Annotated in this window: 15 protein-coding genes; 6 read left to right on the top strand and 9 right to left on the bottom strand. The window is 71.2% G+C overall.

From position 1 onward, the window contains the following. Positions 1 to 34: 34 nt before the first annotated feature. Positions 35 to 418 carry an STAS domain-containing protein gene (locus tag Msi02_RS23470; RefSeq protein ID WP_204050271.1) on the bottom strand — a complete coding sequence of 128 codons (384 nt, stop codon included), beginning with the start codon at positions 416 to 418 and terminating at the stop codon, positions 35 to 37. 108 nt (positions 419 to 526) lie between these two features. After that, positions 527 to 1,570, bottom strand: a complete 1,044-nt coding sequence (locus Msi02_RS23465) for a PP2C family protein-serine/threonine phosphatase (protein ID WP_204050270.1) — start codon at positions 1,568 to 1,570, stop codon at positions 527 to 529. Between the two features lie 116 nt (positions 1,571 to 1,686). Between Msi02_RS23465 and Msi02_RS23460 the strand changes: the two genes are divergently transcribed. Next, positions 1,687 to 1,968 (top strand): metal-sensitive transcriptional regulator, encoded by a 282-nt coding sequence (locus Msi02_RS23460; RefSeq protein WP_079314359.1) that lies wholly within the window; start codon positions 1,687 to 1,689, stop codon positions 1,966 to 1,968. A 159-nt stretch (positions 1,969 to 2,127) separates the two neighbouring features. Here Msi02_RS23460 and Msi02_RS23455 read toward each other — a convergent pair whose 3' ends face one another. After that, positions 2,128 to 2,289, bottom strand: coding sequence for a hypothetical protein (locus Msi02_RS23455; protein WP_167538777.1), 162 nt, complete (start codon positions 2,287 to 2,289; stop codon positions 2,128 to 2,130). Between the two features lie 174 nt (positions 2,290 to 2,463). Then, complete coding sequence (locus Msi02_RS23450) at positions 2,464 to 3,912, bottom strand: hypothetical protein (RefSeq protein WP_204050269.1); 1,449 nt, start codon at positions 3,910 to 3,912, stop codon at positions 2,464 to 2,466. A gap of 343 nt (positions 3,913 to 4,255) precedes the next feature. Here Msi02_RS23450 and Msi02_RS23445 point away from each other — a divergent pair, with 343 nt between their 5' ends. Together Msi02_RS23445 and Msi02_RS23440 are read left to right on the top strand one after the other, a co-directional pair. After that, positions 4,256 to 5,500 carry a mannosyltransferase family protein gene (locus Msi02_RS23445; RefSeq protein WP_204050268.1) on the top strand — a complete coding sequence of 415 codons (1,245 nt, stop codon included), beginning with the start codon at positions 4,256 to 4,258 and terminating at the stop codon, positions 5,498 to 5,500. A gap of 26 nt (positions 5,501 to 5,526) precedes the next feature. Next, the gene (locus tag Msi02_RS23440) at positions 5,527 to 6,504 is read left to right on the top strand and encodes an endonuclease/exonuclease/phosphatase family protein (RefSeq protein ID WP_204050267.1); all 978 of its coding nucleotides are present in this window, start codon (positions 5,527 to 5,529) and stop codon (positions 6,502 to 6,504) included. Here the strand turns inward: Msi02_RS23440 and Msi02_RS23435 are convergent. Beyond that, a complete protein-coding gene (locus Msi02_RS23435; protein WP_204050266.1) occupies positions 6,410 to 6,940 on the bottom strand; it encodes a gamma carbonic anhydrase family protein in 531 nt (176 codons plus the stop codon). The genes Msi02_RS23440 and Msi02_RS23435 overlap by 95 nt on opposite strands. Before the next feature lie 152 nt (positions 6,941 to 7,092). Here Msi02_RS23435 and Msi02_RS23430 point away from each other — a divergent pair, with 152 nt between their 5' ends. Next, positions 7,093 to 8,229: a coiled-coil domain-containing protein gene (locus tag Msi02_RS23430; protein WP_204050265.1), complete on the top strand. Its 1,137-nt coding sequence runs from the start codon at positions 7,093 to 7,095 to the stop codon at positions 8,227 to 8,229. Positions 8,230 to 8,394: 165 nt separating this feature from the next. Here the strand turns inward: Msi02_RS23430 and Msi02_RS23425 are convergent, their stop codons facing one another. Next, entirely contained in the window at positions 8,395 to 8,607 is a 213-nt protein-coding gene (locus Msi02_RS23425; RefSeq protein WP_079314365.1) for a hypothetical protein, read from the bottom strand. 114 nt (positions 8,608 to 8,721) lie between these two features. After that, positions 8,722 to 9,474, bottom strand: coding sequence for a GntR family transcriptional regulator (locus Msi02_RS23420; protein ID WP_079314366.1), 753 nt, complete (start codon positions 9,472 to 9,474; stop codon positions 8,722 to 8,724). A gap of 262 nt (positions 9,475 to 9,736) precedes the next feature. Here Msi02_RS23420 and kynU point away from each other — a divergent pair, with 262 nt between their 5' ends. Then, on the top strand, positions 9,737 to 10,975 hold the full coding sequence (gene kynU, locus Msi02_RS23415) for a kynureninase (protein WP_204050264.1): 1,239 nt from the start codon (positions 9,737 to 9,739) through the stop codon (positions 10,973 to 10,975). A 6-nt stretch (positions 10,976 to 10,981) separates the two neighbouring features. On the opposite strand, the gene Msi02_RS23410 is transcribed toward kynU, so the two are convergent. Further along, on the bottom strand, positions 10,982 to 11,401 hold the full coding sequence (locus Msi02_RS23410) for a ClpX C4-type zinc finger protein (RefSeq protein ID WP_204050263.1): 420 nt from the start codon (positions 11,399 to 11,401) through the stop codon (positions 10,982 to 10,984). Positions 11,402 to 11,491: 90 nt separating this feature from the next. Between Msi02_RS23410 and Msi02_RS23405 the strand changes: the two genes are divergently transcribed. Next, positions 11,492 to 11,920, top strand: a complete 429-nt coding sequence (locus Msi02_RS23405) for a TIGR03668 family PPOX class F420-dependent oxidoreductase (RefSeq protein ID WP_204050300.1) — start codon at positions 11,492 to 11,494, stop codon at positions 11,918 to 11,920. Positions 11,921 to 12,009: 89 nt separating this feature from the next. On the opposite strand, the gene Msi02_RS23400 is transcribed toward Msi02_RS23405, so the two are convergent. Beyond that, a complete protein-coding gene (locus Msi02_RS23400; protein WP_204050262.1) occupies positions 12,010 to 13,161 on the bottom strand; it encodes an RNA-guided endonuclease InsQ/TnpB family protein in 1,152 nt (383 codons plus the stop codon). Positions 13,162 to 13,298 lie beyond the last annotated feature (137 nt).

The raw sequence follows: 13,298 nt of genomic DNA, 5'->3' as shown, positions 1-13,298 counted from the left end.
GCTTCTCCGGGGGACGCGACTCCGCCGGGCTGATTCACTCGCCGGGCTTGCTGAGATGCGCGGCGGCGGCGGAGACCGAGTCGTGGATCGGCAGCTCCGTGTCGAGGCCGGTGATCCTGAGCATCCGGGCGAATCGCCCGTGGGCGCCGCTGAGCGCCAGGCGCCCGCCGACCGCCCCGACGGCGGTCAGGGCTCCCATGAGGACGCTCAGCCCGGTCGAGTCGCAGAACTTGAGCCCCTCGGCGTCGATCACGATCCGAGGCGGCGTACGCAGCCCGACCGCCTCGGCCAGGCAGGCGCGCAGCGAGGAGGCGGAGGCCAGGTCCAGGTCGCCGAACATCCGGATGACGACGACGTCCTCGTCCAGGACGGTGAGCATGGAGAAGGTGTCGGGCTGTCCGTGCCTTCCCGGTTCCACTCGCGCTCGCCCCTGCTCACCTGGCCCTGCCGTCCGGCCGTCGCCTCACGGCCGGCCGGAGCTGTCCGTCAATGATTGCACATGGCAAATGATGCCTGGTCCAGACCGTCAGGGTCGTTCCCTGCGGACGAGCAGCATGGCGGCGTCGTCGGGGACGGGTCCGCCGACGTGCGCGACCAGGTCGCGTTCCAGCAGGTCGAGGGCATCCTGCGGATCGCCGGCCCGGAGCAGGCGGAGCACCCGGTCCTCCAGTGGATAGAAGGCCCCGCCCCGGTCGCGCGCCTCGATCACGCCGTCGGTGTAGAAGAGGATCTGGTCGCCCCCGCGGAACGCGCATCCGTACGGCTCGGGGCCGGTGGCGGAGAGCGCGACCAGGCCGAGCGGCGGCGCCTCCTCTCGCGGTTCGAGACGATGGAGACGGCCGTCGCCCGTGATCAGCAGAGGCGGCGGGTGGCCGTAGTTGATCAGGCAGATCTCGTCCTCGCGCACCTCCGCGAGCACGGCGGTGACGAACTTCTCCCCGCCGAGCCGCAGCGCGAGGTGCTCCTCCAGGCGCCGGCCGACATCGGCGAGCGACGGTTCGTCGTAGGCGGCCTCCCGGAAGGCGCCGAGCACCGAGGCCGCCGTCTCCACCGCGCCCAGGCCCTTGCCCTGCACGTCGCCGACGATCAGCCGGACGCCCCCCGGCGCCCTGGCGATGTCGTACAGGTCCCCGCCGATGCGGGCGTCCACGGCGGCGGACATGTAGGACAGGGCGATGCGCAGGTCGCCCGCGCGGCGGGGCACCGGGTGCAGCAGCACGCGCTGGACCGCCTCGGCGACGAGACGGACGTCCGCCAGCTTCCGCTCGCCCTCTGCCCGGAGCCGGCACGCCAGCATGGCGGCCGCGGTGACACCGACGATCGCGACCAGCGTGACGATGATCTGCGGGCGGCCGAGCAGGTGGTCGTGGTAGGCCAGCGGCACGGACAGGACGAGCGCGGCCACCCCGGCCAACGCCGTGTGGCGCACTCCCCCCACCACCGCGGCCAGCGCGGGCCCGAGGGTCAGTAACGGCAGCAGGCCCAGGGACGGCCCGGCGAGCAGGTCGAGCACCACCACCGCCGCCATGGCGGCGACCGGCAGCGTACGGAGGACATCCTGGGTTCCCATCCGCGACTCCCGCGCCGCTACGAGCCCGTCCACGCATGCATTCCCGGGACCCCGCGTGTCCTACCCGGAGTATCGGAACGGCGACGCTGAATACCGGTAACGGGTATCGTTGAAGGATGCACGGGTACAGCGGGGACAAGCAGGCCTACCTCACCCGCCTGCGCCGGATCGAGGGACAGATCCGCGGGCTGCAGCGGATGGTGGACGAGGAGGCCTACTGCATCGACATCCTCACTCAGGTCTCGGCGGCCACCCGCGCCCTCCAGGCGGTGGCGCTCGGCCTGCTGGAGGACCACATCGCCCACTGCGTCGCCGACGCGGTCAAGAGTGGAGGCCCGGAGGCCGGCGAGAAGGTGAAGGAGGCCTCTGCGGCCATCGCCCGGCTCGTCAGGTCGTGACTCCGGTTCGTCACCGCCTGTTCGTGACCGCCATTTCGTGGCGACCCGTTCGTGACGGCCTGGTGACGATCGCCCGCCAGGGCGGCCGGACGGATCATCCCGGGTGAGCAACCGTCCCGGGCCACCAGATGCCCGGGACGGTCCGTGCTCTCAGTGTCTTCAGCGGCTCGCCGAAGTCCGCAATCCGAGCGCGTTGTCGAGCTCTTCCAAGGTCAGTCGGTTCTCCGTGATGTTCACGGCCTCCAGCACCTCGGCGTAGAGCGCGATTTCGTCCAACGCGACACGGTCGTGGACCCGAGAGTCCAGGTCGTCGTGCCCCACCGCGTCGTCCTTCCTTCCGCAGCCCACACCCATCACGAGGTTACGTCCGGGTACCTTGCCGCGACATGGCCCATCGTGACCATTCCGACCCGCACCCCTCGTCCCTCCGGGACCATTTCCCCGATACCGAGATCACAATTCGATGAAAAAGACGGTCATGGGGGGAAGGGATTGCTAAAGCGGAGGTAAGGACGAAATATCCGAATTGGATGTTTCGAACAGCCACCCACCGGACTCGTCCAGGTCGGGCTTGCGCCGCTCCGCCACCTCCTGCGGGCGCGGGTCGTCCCGCTGGTGGATCAGGCACTTGACGACCGCGGAGCATACCGCGAAGCCCTCGGGCGGCGCGGGTGTGCCGGTCAGGGCGCACCAGGCCAGGCCGGTCGCGTACGCGGAGCCGAGCAGGGCGGCGGCCGTCCCGCGGTCGGGCGGGACCAGCCCGGGCGGCAGTTCCCCGCCGGCCGGCCAGCAGCCCCGCAGCGGGTGGGCGGGCTCGGCGAGCGCGAGATAGAGGGCCTGCCGGAGTTCGTCGTCCATCCACGGATAGAGCGCGGTGACCACCTGCGCGGTGCGTGAGCTGCCCGGCGCCGCCCAGGCGGGCTCGGACACGCCGCACACGCCCGCCACGTCGGCGGCGAGCAGCGAGGCCGCCACGGCCCGCGGATCCATCCCGCGCGCGGCCGTGTAGCCCAGGGCCTCGACCAGGTCGTACAGGGTGTGCCGGAAGTGCTCGCCCGGCGCCCATTCGGAAAGCGTGGCCGGGACGAGGTGCGGCGGGCAGCGCGCCAGCCAGGCCTGCCGTACGGCGCCGCCGGGCATGGCGTGCTGGTCCAGCCAGGGGCTGCCGAGCAGCGGCTCGGCCATCGCGATCAGCGCGTCGGCGCGCGGCCGGAACCGGGGGTCGGCGCGCAGCACGGTGGCGGCCTCGGCCATCAGCCCGGCCAGGCGCAGGCCCGCCTCCCGCGCGCCGGAGCGCATCCGCTCGGTGTACAGGGCCACGAGCGCGTCGAGCGAACCCATGGGCAGCCAGCGCACCCAGTCGTCCCCGGGCAGGGGCCGGGCCAGGAACTCGCCGAACATCGACAGCATGACCTCGTTGCCGTCGAAGGCGGGCGCGTAGGCGCACCACATGATCGTGCCCCACACGGCGGCCACCGTGGAGGCCACGTCGCGGGCGAAGACCTGCTGGTAGACGCTGCCGCCGAGGGGGAAGTCCTCCCGGCGCAGCCCGCGGTGGGCGAGCAGCAGGGCACGGAGCCGTTCGGTGATCTCGTGCGGGACGTCCGGGCCGACGAACGCCTGCGTGGACCCGCGGTCGTACGCGAAGTCGGGACCCGCGGGGATCAGCGCGGGCGGGATCGCCACGCCCGGAGGGCTCGGCCGTGCGCCGGAGCGGACGGCCGGATGCAGCGGGGGCGCTGACAGGTGCCAGCGGCCGTCGACGCGGTCGAGGCGATACCAGCGGGCGTGCGCGCCGAACAGCCACCGGGCGCCGTCCGGCGTGACCAGCGCCCGCTGGGCCAGGGTGTGCGCCCGGGTGACCGGGGGGAGCAGCGTCCACCGGGGGTCGCCGACGACGGCGCGCACGTCGCGCTCCATCGTCGTGAACCCGTCCCAGTACACGCGGCAGTGACTCCTCCGGCCTCCGGAGAGGACGGCTTCTCGCTCATCCCGGTCGAGGCGACCCGGGTGGACGGCGGCCAGGCATTGACCGATGCCCCTCCGGGGCACACGTATGCCGGGACGAACTCCGGTGGTCCCCTCGCTGGATCCGATGGTAGCTCGCCGGTCCCGGAGGCGGCGGGAGCGCCTGGCACGCAGGCATGGTGCGGTGAGACCGTTGGTGAAAGTTTCACGCGTCGCGTGGCGCTGAGCAGTGCATATGCGTATTTCTCCGGGTTGGGGGGTATCTCGGGACGCGCCGGCCACTTGGCACGGGCTGCCGTGGCGTATTCCATAGGTGCTCGTGACGGAGATCCAGCAGGCCGGGGCCGCCCGCGAGCGGGGTGCGGACGAGGCATCGGAGAAGATGGCGCCCGTGGACACCTCTGGCGACACGGCGAGCGGCGAGCAGACGGAGCCGCACTCGGGCCGGAGACGCTTGGCGATGTGGTGGCTCAGCCACTCGCCCGACCGCACGGCCCTGCTCATCTGGTTCTTCTGGCAGGTCGCGTCGTACATCTACCTGATCCTCGCGGCGCCTGGCCGTACGGAGGACGCGATCCTCGACCGGTTCAACCGGTATGACTCCTACAACTTCATGGACATCGCGAAGTACGGCTACGACGGCCGGCCGGACGACCCGGACGCGCCGCGGCTCGTCGCGTTCTTCCCGGGCCTGCCGCTGCTGCTGCGCTCCCTGCACCTGGTCATCCCGGACCTGAGGCTCGCCCTCGTCCTGATCTCGCTCGTCGCGAGCGCGGTCGTGGCGGTGGCGCTGTCGCGGCTGAGCGAGTCGTACCGGGAGGGCAGCGGCCCCTGGGCCGTGCTGGCGTTCTTACTCAGCCCGTTCGCCGTGTTCCTGCTCGCCGGCTACACGGAGGCGCTGTTCCTCGCGCTGGCCATCCCCGCGTGGCTGCTGGCGCGCCGGGGCCGGTGGGAGGCCGCCGCCGTGTGCGCCGCATTCGCGTCGTCCATCCGGATCACCGGGCTCTTCCTCGCCTTCGGCCTGCTCGTGCAGTTCCTCGTCTCGCGCGACGGGCTGCGTGCCCCGAGGGGATGGCGGAACGCGCCGTGGCTGGTGCTGCCGGGGGTGCCGGTGCTGGCCTACATGATCTATCTCTGGCACCGCACCGGCGACCTGATGGCCTGGAAGGCGGCGGAGGCGCAGTATTGGGGCCGCTATCCCGTGGCGCCCTGGAACGTGTTCATCGACACCTGGCACAGGTCGCTCAACGAGCCCGTCCTGGCGACGTCGTACCGCGAGGAGATCCTGTCGGCGCTCGTGCTGGTCCTGCTGATCATCGCGCGGCTGGTCCGGCGCAACTGGCCCGACGTCGCCTATCTGGCGCCGCAGGCGGTGGCGCTGCTGGCGATGTCGTCGTTCTACATGTCCGTGGGCCGGGCGTCGCTGCTGTGGTGGCCGCTCTACATCTCCGTCGGCGTCGTCGGCAGCCGAAGGCCCTGGGTCATGATGGCCTACCTCGCGGTCGCCGCGCCGGTGTGGGCAATCAATGTCGGAAATTTCACCACAGGCGCCTGGATTGGTTGATCCACCTCTGACTAGCTTCGCCACATATGGGGGCATTTGTCGCAGGAGTGGCGGTCGTTGCGCTTGTGGTGGCCGGTCTTCCATCGGCGGCCGACACCTACCGGGTGAACGTCCTCACTTACAACGTCTGCGCGGCGGGCAACAGCGCCGGCACCTGCGTACGCGACCTCACGCCCCAGCGCCGCAGGACCTGGGCCGGACAGGTCTCCGCACTGATCCGGTCGAGAGACGTGGACGTCGCCTCGTTCACCGAGATGTGCTACGCCCAGGTGGGCCTGCTCCGGCGTGAGCTGCCCGGCTATCGCCTGGTCTGGTACGGGTACGCCAAGGGCGGCGGGCCGGGTCGCGAGGACCGCTGCCGCACGCTGTGGAGCGACCTCACGCCGGACACGGCCCCGCCGGACGGTAAGACCTTCGGCATGGCGCTGGCGTTGAAGAACGGCGCCGAAGGCCCGCCGCTGCGGCGGCTGTTGCGCGCCGACCACGCCCCGGCCGTGCCCGGCGAGACGATCCACCCGCGCGGCCTGCTGTGCGCCACCGGCCGGGTCGGCCCCCGCCGCTCGGTCTGCTGCGTGACCCACATCTCCGACACCGAGACCCCGCGGCAGGTCACCGGGCTGGTGTCGGCGTACGCCCGGAACGCCCCCGTGATCCTCACCGGCGACTTCAACCGCGAGCCCGGCCACGACCAGCTCACCGACGTGTACGGCATGGGCCTGGGCGACGGCGGCTACACCGAGGTCGACGCCGAATCGTGCGGGGTCGCGCGGCGGGGCGGCGAGCCCACCACGCGCGGCGGCCGGAAGATCGACTACATCTTCGCGACCGAGGCCGACTACCGCCCGGGCGGAGCCGAGGTCATCAGGACCGACCCGGAGCTGTCGGACCACCTGGCGCTGGCCGGCACGCTCATCGGGACCGAACCGAGGCCGCGGCGTGACGGCGGGCCTTGGCGAGGTAGTTGTCCGGCGTACGCGCGAAGGAGGCGCGGTCGTCGTCGGTGAGCTCACGGACGACCTTCCCCGGCACGCCCGCGACCAGCACGCCGGCCGGGACGCGACGGCCGGGCGGCACGACGGCCCCGGCCGCGATCAGGGACCCGGCCCCGACGACCGCTCCGCCGAGCACGACCGCCCCGATGCCCACGAGGGCGCCGGTCTCGACGTGCGCGCCGTGCACCATCGCCCGGTGGCCGAGGCTCACCCGGTCTTCCAGGATCGCCGGCTCGCCGGGATCGGCGTGCAGGCAGCACAGGTCCTGGATGTTGACCTCGTCGCCGACCTCGATGCGCTCGTCGTCGCCGCGCAGCACGCAGCCGTACCAGACGTTCGCGCCGCGTCCGAGCCGCACCCTCCCGACGACCACCGCCCCCGGGGCCACCCATGCCTCGGGATGGATGATCGGCGTGGCGTCGTCGTCCAGGTCGGCGATGTACGGCATGGCACCATGATCCCATGAGCCCCGTGCCGGGCTCGGCGCGGCCTCCGGTTTCGCCGGCAGCCTGAGGCGTTCAGGTTGCGATGTGCGACGGATAGCAGGAAAGTCGTGTCCTGGCTGCGTTACCGTCGTTATCTCCAACCCCAGGGTTTCTCATGACGAATCAGACCGACAACTTCCCCGACCTGATGAGTGACGACTCCTTCGAAGTCGTGATGCGTGGGTACAGCCGCAGGCAGGTCCACGACTACATGGTCCGGACCCGCAACCAGATCCGGGACCTGGAGGAACGGCTCGCACGCACGATCGACCAGGCGGAGCAGAGCCGCCTGGAGCTGGCCGAGGCGCGGCGGAGGATGGCGGAGTCGCCGCAGAACCCCGACGAGCTGGGGGAACGGCTGAGCCAGATACTCAAGCTGGCGCAGGAGGAGGCGGCGGCCAACAAGGAGGCGTCCGAGGCGGAGGCCAGGATGCTGCGCGAGACCTCGGCGGCCGAGGCCGAACGGCTGGTGACGTCCGCGCGTGAGCAGGCCGACGCGATCAGGGCCGCCGCCCAGGAGGAGGCCGAGCGCCGTGTCGCCGACGCCACCGCCACGGCGGAGCGGCTGCTGGCGCAGGCGGGCGCGGACGCGGAGGAGACGCTGGGCACGGCCCGCGCGGAGGCGGAGGAGACCCTGCGCTCCGCCCGCGCCGAGGGGGAGCGGCAGCTCACCGTCGCCCGGATGGAGGCGGAGCGGCTGCTCGTCGAGGCGCGCGGGCAGGCCGAGGCCATGCTCGCGGCGGCGCAGCAGCGGGTGAACGCGCTGGACGAGCACACCGGCCGCCGGGTGGCCTACCTCACCGACACCCACGCGGAGGTCGTACGCAGGCTCAACGAGATCGGCTCGGTGCTCGGCGACCTGATGCACCGCGAGGCCGCGGCCGGCCCGCTGATCGACGAGGCCGCCGTGCTGCCGCCCGCGCCGCAGGTGCACGCCATCGCCGCGGGCGCGCCGGACCAGCAGTACGGCCAGCAGCACGATCTGCAGCACGACCAGCAGCACGGTCTGCCGCACGAGCCGGTCGAGGAGGACCCGAGGCAGGCCCTGGAGGCCGCGCCGTCCGGGCACGAGGCGCATGACGCCGCCGGCCGGGGCCGGATCGAGGGAGACGAGGACGACGCGGTCCTGATCGTGGACGACGGACGCCACGAGAACGGCCACGACGCGACGCCGTCTCCCGAGGACACCGACGTCAACCTCGGCCGCGTGCGGCGTGCCCTGCCGGACGGGGAGTCGGTGGCCAACAACTGAGCCCGGCGTGGTGCTTCACGCGCGGCGTGCCGCGCCGGGGTGCCGGGCCGGTGCGAGGCTTCGAGATCGCACTGCTTCGCCCTCAGACTGGCCCGCCTTCGGACGGAGCGGGTGATGACTGGTAGCGGAAGCCCCCGCCCCCGATCGGGTCGGGGGCTTCCGCGCTCATGGATCGGCGGCGCGGGCCTCCTGCTCGCGCAACAGCTCACGCAGTCCGTCGGGTTCGTCGGCGTCGATGGTCATCGCGCATCCCGCCGTCCGCTGCGCCGAGGTGAGCGGGTGGTGCCGGGTCGCCCACCACCGGCCCGCGTCACTCCGCCAGATCGTCCACTCCGGGAACTCCCGGGCGATCTCGGCGAGGCGTCGGTCCAAGGACATCCGTACACCTTCCCTCGCCGTATGCCCGGTGTTCTTGACGTCTCCTCCTCAAGGTGCGGGACATCTCTAGAGAAATCAATGATCGGGACGGTCAGGTCAACGTTGCCTCTTGACCTAGGCGTCGAAGTCGTACTGGAGTACATACGACGCCGCGTCCAGGATCATCTCGTTGACCTCGACCGGCACGCCCCCTTCCGCGAAGGCCACCCGGGTGACGGAGATCACCGGCGTGCCGGCCGGAAGGTTCAGCGACTCGGCCTCCCCGGGCAGCGGCATCCGCGCCCGCACCTCCTCGCTGAAGTGGACGGGAGGCCGGCCGAGCTCGCCCAGCCGGGCGTACACCCCGCCGGGACCCGTGTCGGGCAGGACGACCGCCGTGCCCTCCACGAGATCGGCGGGAAAGTGGGAGGCCGCGAGCTGCACCGGACGGCCGTCCACCGAGTAGCGGCGCCGGCGCACCCACACCTCGCCAGTGCCAAGCACGCGGGCGACCTGCTCGCTCGCCGGCTCGCGCAGGATGGTCACCTCGTCCACGACGTACGACCGCCCCCGGGTGTCGGAGTCCCAGATGGCCAGGCCCTGGGCCCACTGCTCCCGGGAGAGCCGGCGGGATCCGTGGCGGCGGATGGGGCGAAACAGGCGCACGTACACGCCCGATCCCCGCTTCGGCACGGCCAGCCCTTCGTTGATCAGCACGGCGAGCGCCTGCCGTGCCGTGGCCCGTGCGACGCCGTGCTCTTTCATGAGCGCGTTTTCGCCCGGTAGCCGATCCCCATCACCGAGCGCTCCGGACAGGATCTGATCGCGCAGCCGATCGGCGATGCGGCGATAGATCGGGGACTCGTGATGCACCGGGCTTTCCGTCACGTTTGATCACCCTCTGTCACCAACGGGGGTTTGGCGTCTCCAGAGAACTTGCCCCGTCTTGTCCACGATCGCACAGAGTCTTGGGTGCGTCTTGTGCTTACTTTGAGCTGATCGTGCCGGTGTGGCGATCTCTGGGGGTTATAGCCGTCCGCTACCGTGGAACGGTCCCCTCCGGTATTGCCGGCACCGGGAACGCTCCGTCATCGCCATCACGACAAGATCGGATATTTCGGTACATAATGCGGTGACGAAGGAGTTGCCGATGGTTCTCAGCCGTGCCGAATGCCAGGACCTCGACGCCAAGGACCCGCTCGGGGGGTTCCGGGACGAGTTCTCGCTGCCTCCGGGGGTCGTCTACCTGCTGGGCAACTCGCTCGGCGCGCTGCCCAGGCGTACGCCGGAACGGGTGGCCCACACGGTCGAGACCGAATGGGGGGTGCATCTCGGGGCGAGCTGGAACACCGCCGGCTGGTGGGACATGCCGCAGAGCACCGGCGACCGCATCGCGCCGCTGATCGGCGCACGCCCCGGCGACGTGCTGGCCGGCGACTCCACCTCGGTGAACATCTTCAAGGTGGTGACCGCCGCCCTTCCGCTGCGGCCCGGCCGTCGTGTGATCGTCTCCGATCTCGACAACTTCCCCACGGACCGGTACGTCGTGGAGGGCGCCGCCCGGGCGCTCGGCGCGTACGAGATCCGGGACATCGGCGAGACCGGCCGTTCGCTGGAGGACGCCCTCGGCGAGGACGTCGCGCTCGTGCTGCTGTCGCACGTGGACTACCGGACCGGCGCGGCCAGAGACATGGCGGCGGTGACGGAGCTGGTCCGGGCGGCCGGCGCGCTCATGGTCTGGGACCTGTGCCACAGCGCCGGTGCGCTGCCCGTGCGGGTGGGCGAGGCGGACTTCGCCGTCGGCTGCACCTACAAGTACCTGAACGGCGGGCCCGGCGCCCCCGCCTACCTGTACGTCGCGCCGCGCCACCAGGACGCCGTCCACAACGTGCTGTCGGGCTGGCACGGCCACGCCGCGCCCTTCGACTTCGAACCGCACTACCGCCCCGCGCCCGGTGTGCGCCGTTTCGCCACGGGCAGCCCGCCCATCCTGTCGTACGCCGCGCTGAACGCGTCCCTCGACATCTGGGAGCGGGTGGACCTGAGCGAGGTCAGAGCCAAGAGCGTGGCCCTGACCTCGCTGTTCATCGATCTGCTCGACGATCTCGTCGATCCCGGGCTCGGGCTGACCCTGGCCACCCCGCGCGACCCGGAGCGGCGGGGAAGCCAGGTCAGCTACCTTCACCCGCAGGGTTACCCCGTGGTGCGCGCACTCGCGGACCGGGGGGTGGTGGGCGACTACCGCGAGCCGGACTTCGTCAGGTTCGGCTTCGCCCCGCTGTACCTGCGCTACGTCGATGTGTACGACGCGGCGACGGCGCTGGCCGAGGTGCTCGGCGAGGAGCTGTGGCGGGACGAGCGCTACGCGCGGCGGCTCACCGTCACCTGACCTGCGTCAACGGCCGCGGCGGGCCAGCCCGGCGACGATGTCTCCGGCCAGTGCCACGCAGCGGTCGCAGATGCGCCCGCCCTCGCCGTGGACCATGTGGACGCGCGGGCCCGGTGGCCTGCGGCAGAAGGAGCAGGCGGCGTCGCGCTTCATGCGGCGGTTGACCAGGTGCCGGTGGGCGAAGGCGGGCGTGAAACGCCTGCGCGTGCTCCGCCTGATGTACCAGAACCGCTCACCGATGGCGGTCCAGGACGTGCCGGCCTCACGGGCCCGGCGCACCGCGAGGTCGAGCAGGGCGTCCACCTCGCCGCCCGGTTCGCCGGGCAGTTCCCGGCACAGGGCGATCGCGGCGGACAGGACTTCCAGGGGGTCTTCGGGGTCGGATGCGCGCGAGCGGGCTCGCTCGAGTAACTCAGATGCCTCCATGGCGGACACCATAGGCCGCCGTACAAAGACGATCAAGCGCGCCCGGGGCGCGACCGGGGGGCTCACGCTGCGTAGGCTGGGCCGGTGAGAATGCCCGAGGGGCGGGCGCGGGAGCTGTTCGAGGCGGCCCGGGTGGCCCGCCTCGCGACGGCGGGAGCCGAGGGCGCGCCGCGGCTCGTCCCCGTCACGTTCGCCGTGCTGCCCGACGGCGAGAAGGGCACCGTGGTGACGGCGGTGGACCACAAGCCGAAGGCCACCACCGACCTGCGGCGGCTGCGCGACATCCGCGACAATCCCCGCGTCTGCCTGCTGGCCGACCACTACGAGGACGACTGGGAACGGCTGTGGTGGGTGCGCGCCGACGGGCACGCCCACGTCGTGGAGGGCGGCGACGAGCGTGAGCGGGCCGTGGCGTGGCTGGTGCGCAGGTACGCCCGGTATCGCGAGCGTCCCCCGGCCGGGCCCGCGATCCTCGTCCGGGTCGATCGCTGGTCGGGCTGGTCGTACGGCGAGGTTTGACGCGCTCCCCAGCCTAAGGCTGGGGATTCAGCCCGTGCCGCGCGTGCGGCACCTCTGTGGCTTCCTGTTTCATCAGGTCCTGCCCTCCGCTAAGCGGCGGGTCTTACGGTCCCTCCGCAGGCGTTTAGCCTGTCCGCCCGTCCGGCGGCCAGGATGTTACGGGCCGCGTTGACGTCCCGGTCGTGAATCGCCCCGCACGGGCACTCCCACGACCGGACGTTCAACGGCATCGACTCGGCCAGTGCCCCACACTCCCAGCAGAGCTTGGACGAGGGGAACCATCGGTCGATCTTGGTGAAGTGGCGGCCGTACCGGGCCGCCTTGTACTCCAGCATGCCGACGAAGGATGACCAGCCCGCGTCATGGACGGACTTCGCGAGGCGGGTACGGCCGAGGCCGGACACGGCAAGGTTCTCCACGTACACCGCTTGGTTATCGCGGACGATCTGGGTGGAGAGCTTGTGCGCCCAGTCGCGGCGCGTGTCGGCCACACGGGCATGCGCCTTGGCTACCTTCACGACGGCTTTCTTGCGGTTGTTCGATCCCTTGGCCTTCCGGCTGAGATCCTGCTGCGCCTTGCGCAGACGTCGCTCGGCTCTGCGGAGGAAACGCGGGTTGTCCACCTTCCGACCGTCGGAGGTGACCGCGAAGTGGGACAGGCCCAGGTCAATCCCCACTTCGGCGGCCGACTCCGGGAGCGGGACATCGCTAGTTGCGACGACGAACGAGGCGAAGTACCTGCCGGCCGCGTCCTTGACCACCGTCACACTGGACGGTTCGGCGGGCAGGTCCCGTGACCAGCGGACCGGAACCTCACCGATCTTCGGCAGGCGCAGCTTTCCGCCGGGCGTGATGGAGAAGCGGGCGTTGCGGGTGAAGCGGATCGCCTGCCGGTTGTCCTTGCGGGATCGGAAGCGGGGCGGGGCGATCTTCGGCCCCTTCCGCTTACCGGTGACCGAGGCGAAGAAGTTTCGGTAGGCAGTGTTCAGATCCACCAGCGCCTGCTGGAGCACCACGGCGGACACCTCGCCCAGCCAGGCGCGATCCGGGGTCTTCTTCGCCTGCGTGATGACCCGCTTGGACAACTCCCCATCCGCGATGTACGGCACGCCTTGTTCCCGAGCGTCCTGCCGTGCGCGCAGCCCATCGTTGAAGACCACCCGCGCGCACCCGAACGCCCGTGCCAGCGCGGCACGCTGGCCCGGCGTCGGGTAGAGGCGGAAGTTGTACCGGAGCTGCACAGTATGGTTTTACCATTGGTTGATCGGCGAGTACGGAGCGTTAAAACAAGCAGGCACTGCGTTTTCGTCCTGCACGCCCATTTGGTTTTCGTCACCAAGTTCCGGCATCCGGTGTTCACCAGTTTCCCTGCACCGCT

Origin of the sequence: Microbispora siamensis, assembly GCF_016863095.1 — a bacterium.
Lineage (GTDB): Bacteria > Actinomycetota > Actinomycetes > Streptosporangiales > Streptosporangiaceae > Microbispora > Microbispora siamensis.
Note: the sequence above shows the minus strand (reverse complement) of the source record. Positions and strands in the feature narration are given on the sequence as shown.

Bases quoted from the DNA above. Each gene is read 5' to 3' on its own strand.
- kynU (WP_204050264.1), top strand. From the start codon at position 9,737: ATGGTTCTCAGCCGTGCCGAATGCCAGGACCTCGACGCCAAGGACCCG.
- Msi02_RS23465 (WP_204050270.1), bottom strand. From the start codon at position 1,570: ATGGGAACCCAGGATGTCCTCCGTACGCTGCCGGTCGCCGCCATGGCG.
- Msi02_RS23430 (WP_204050265.1), top strand. From the start codon at position 7,093: ATGACGAATCAGACCGACAACTTCCCCGACCTGATGAGTGACGACTCC.
- Msi02_RS23405 (WP_204050300.1), top strand. From the start codon at position 11,492: ATGCCCGAGGGGCGGGCGCGGGAGCTGTTCGAGGCGGCCCGGGTGGCC.
- Msi02_RS23435 (WP_204050266.1), bottom strand. From the start codon at position 6,940: ATGCCGTACATCGCCGACCTGGACGACGACGCCACGCCGATCATCCAT.
- Msi02_RS23410 (WP_204050263.1), bottom strand. From the start codon at position 11,401: ATGGAGGCATCTGAGTTACTCGAGCGAGCCCGCTCGCGCGCATCCGAC.
- Msi02_RS23425 (WP_079314365.1), bottom strand. From the start codon at position 8,607: ATGTCCTTGGACCGACGCCTCGCCGAGATCGCCCGGGAGTTCCCGGAG.
- Msi02_RS23460 (WP_079314359.1), top strand. From the start codon at position 1,687: ATGCACGGGTACAGCGGGGACAAGCAGGCCTACCTCACCCGCCTGCGC.
- Msi02_RS23440 (WP_204050267.1), top strand. From the start codon at position 5,527: ATGGGGGCATTTGTCGCAGGAGTGGCGGTCGTTGCGCTTGTGGTGGCC.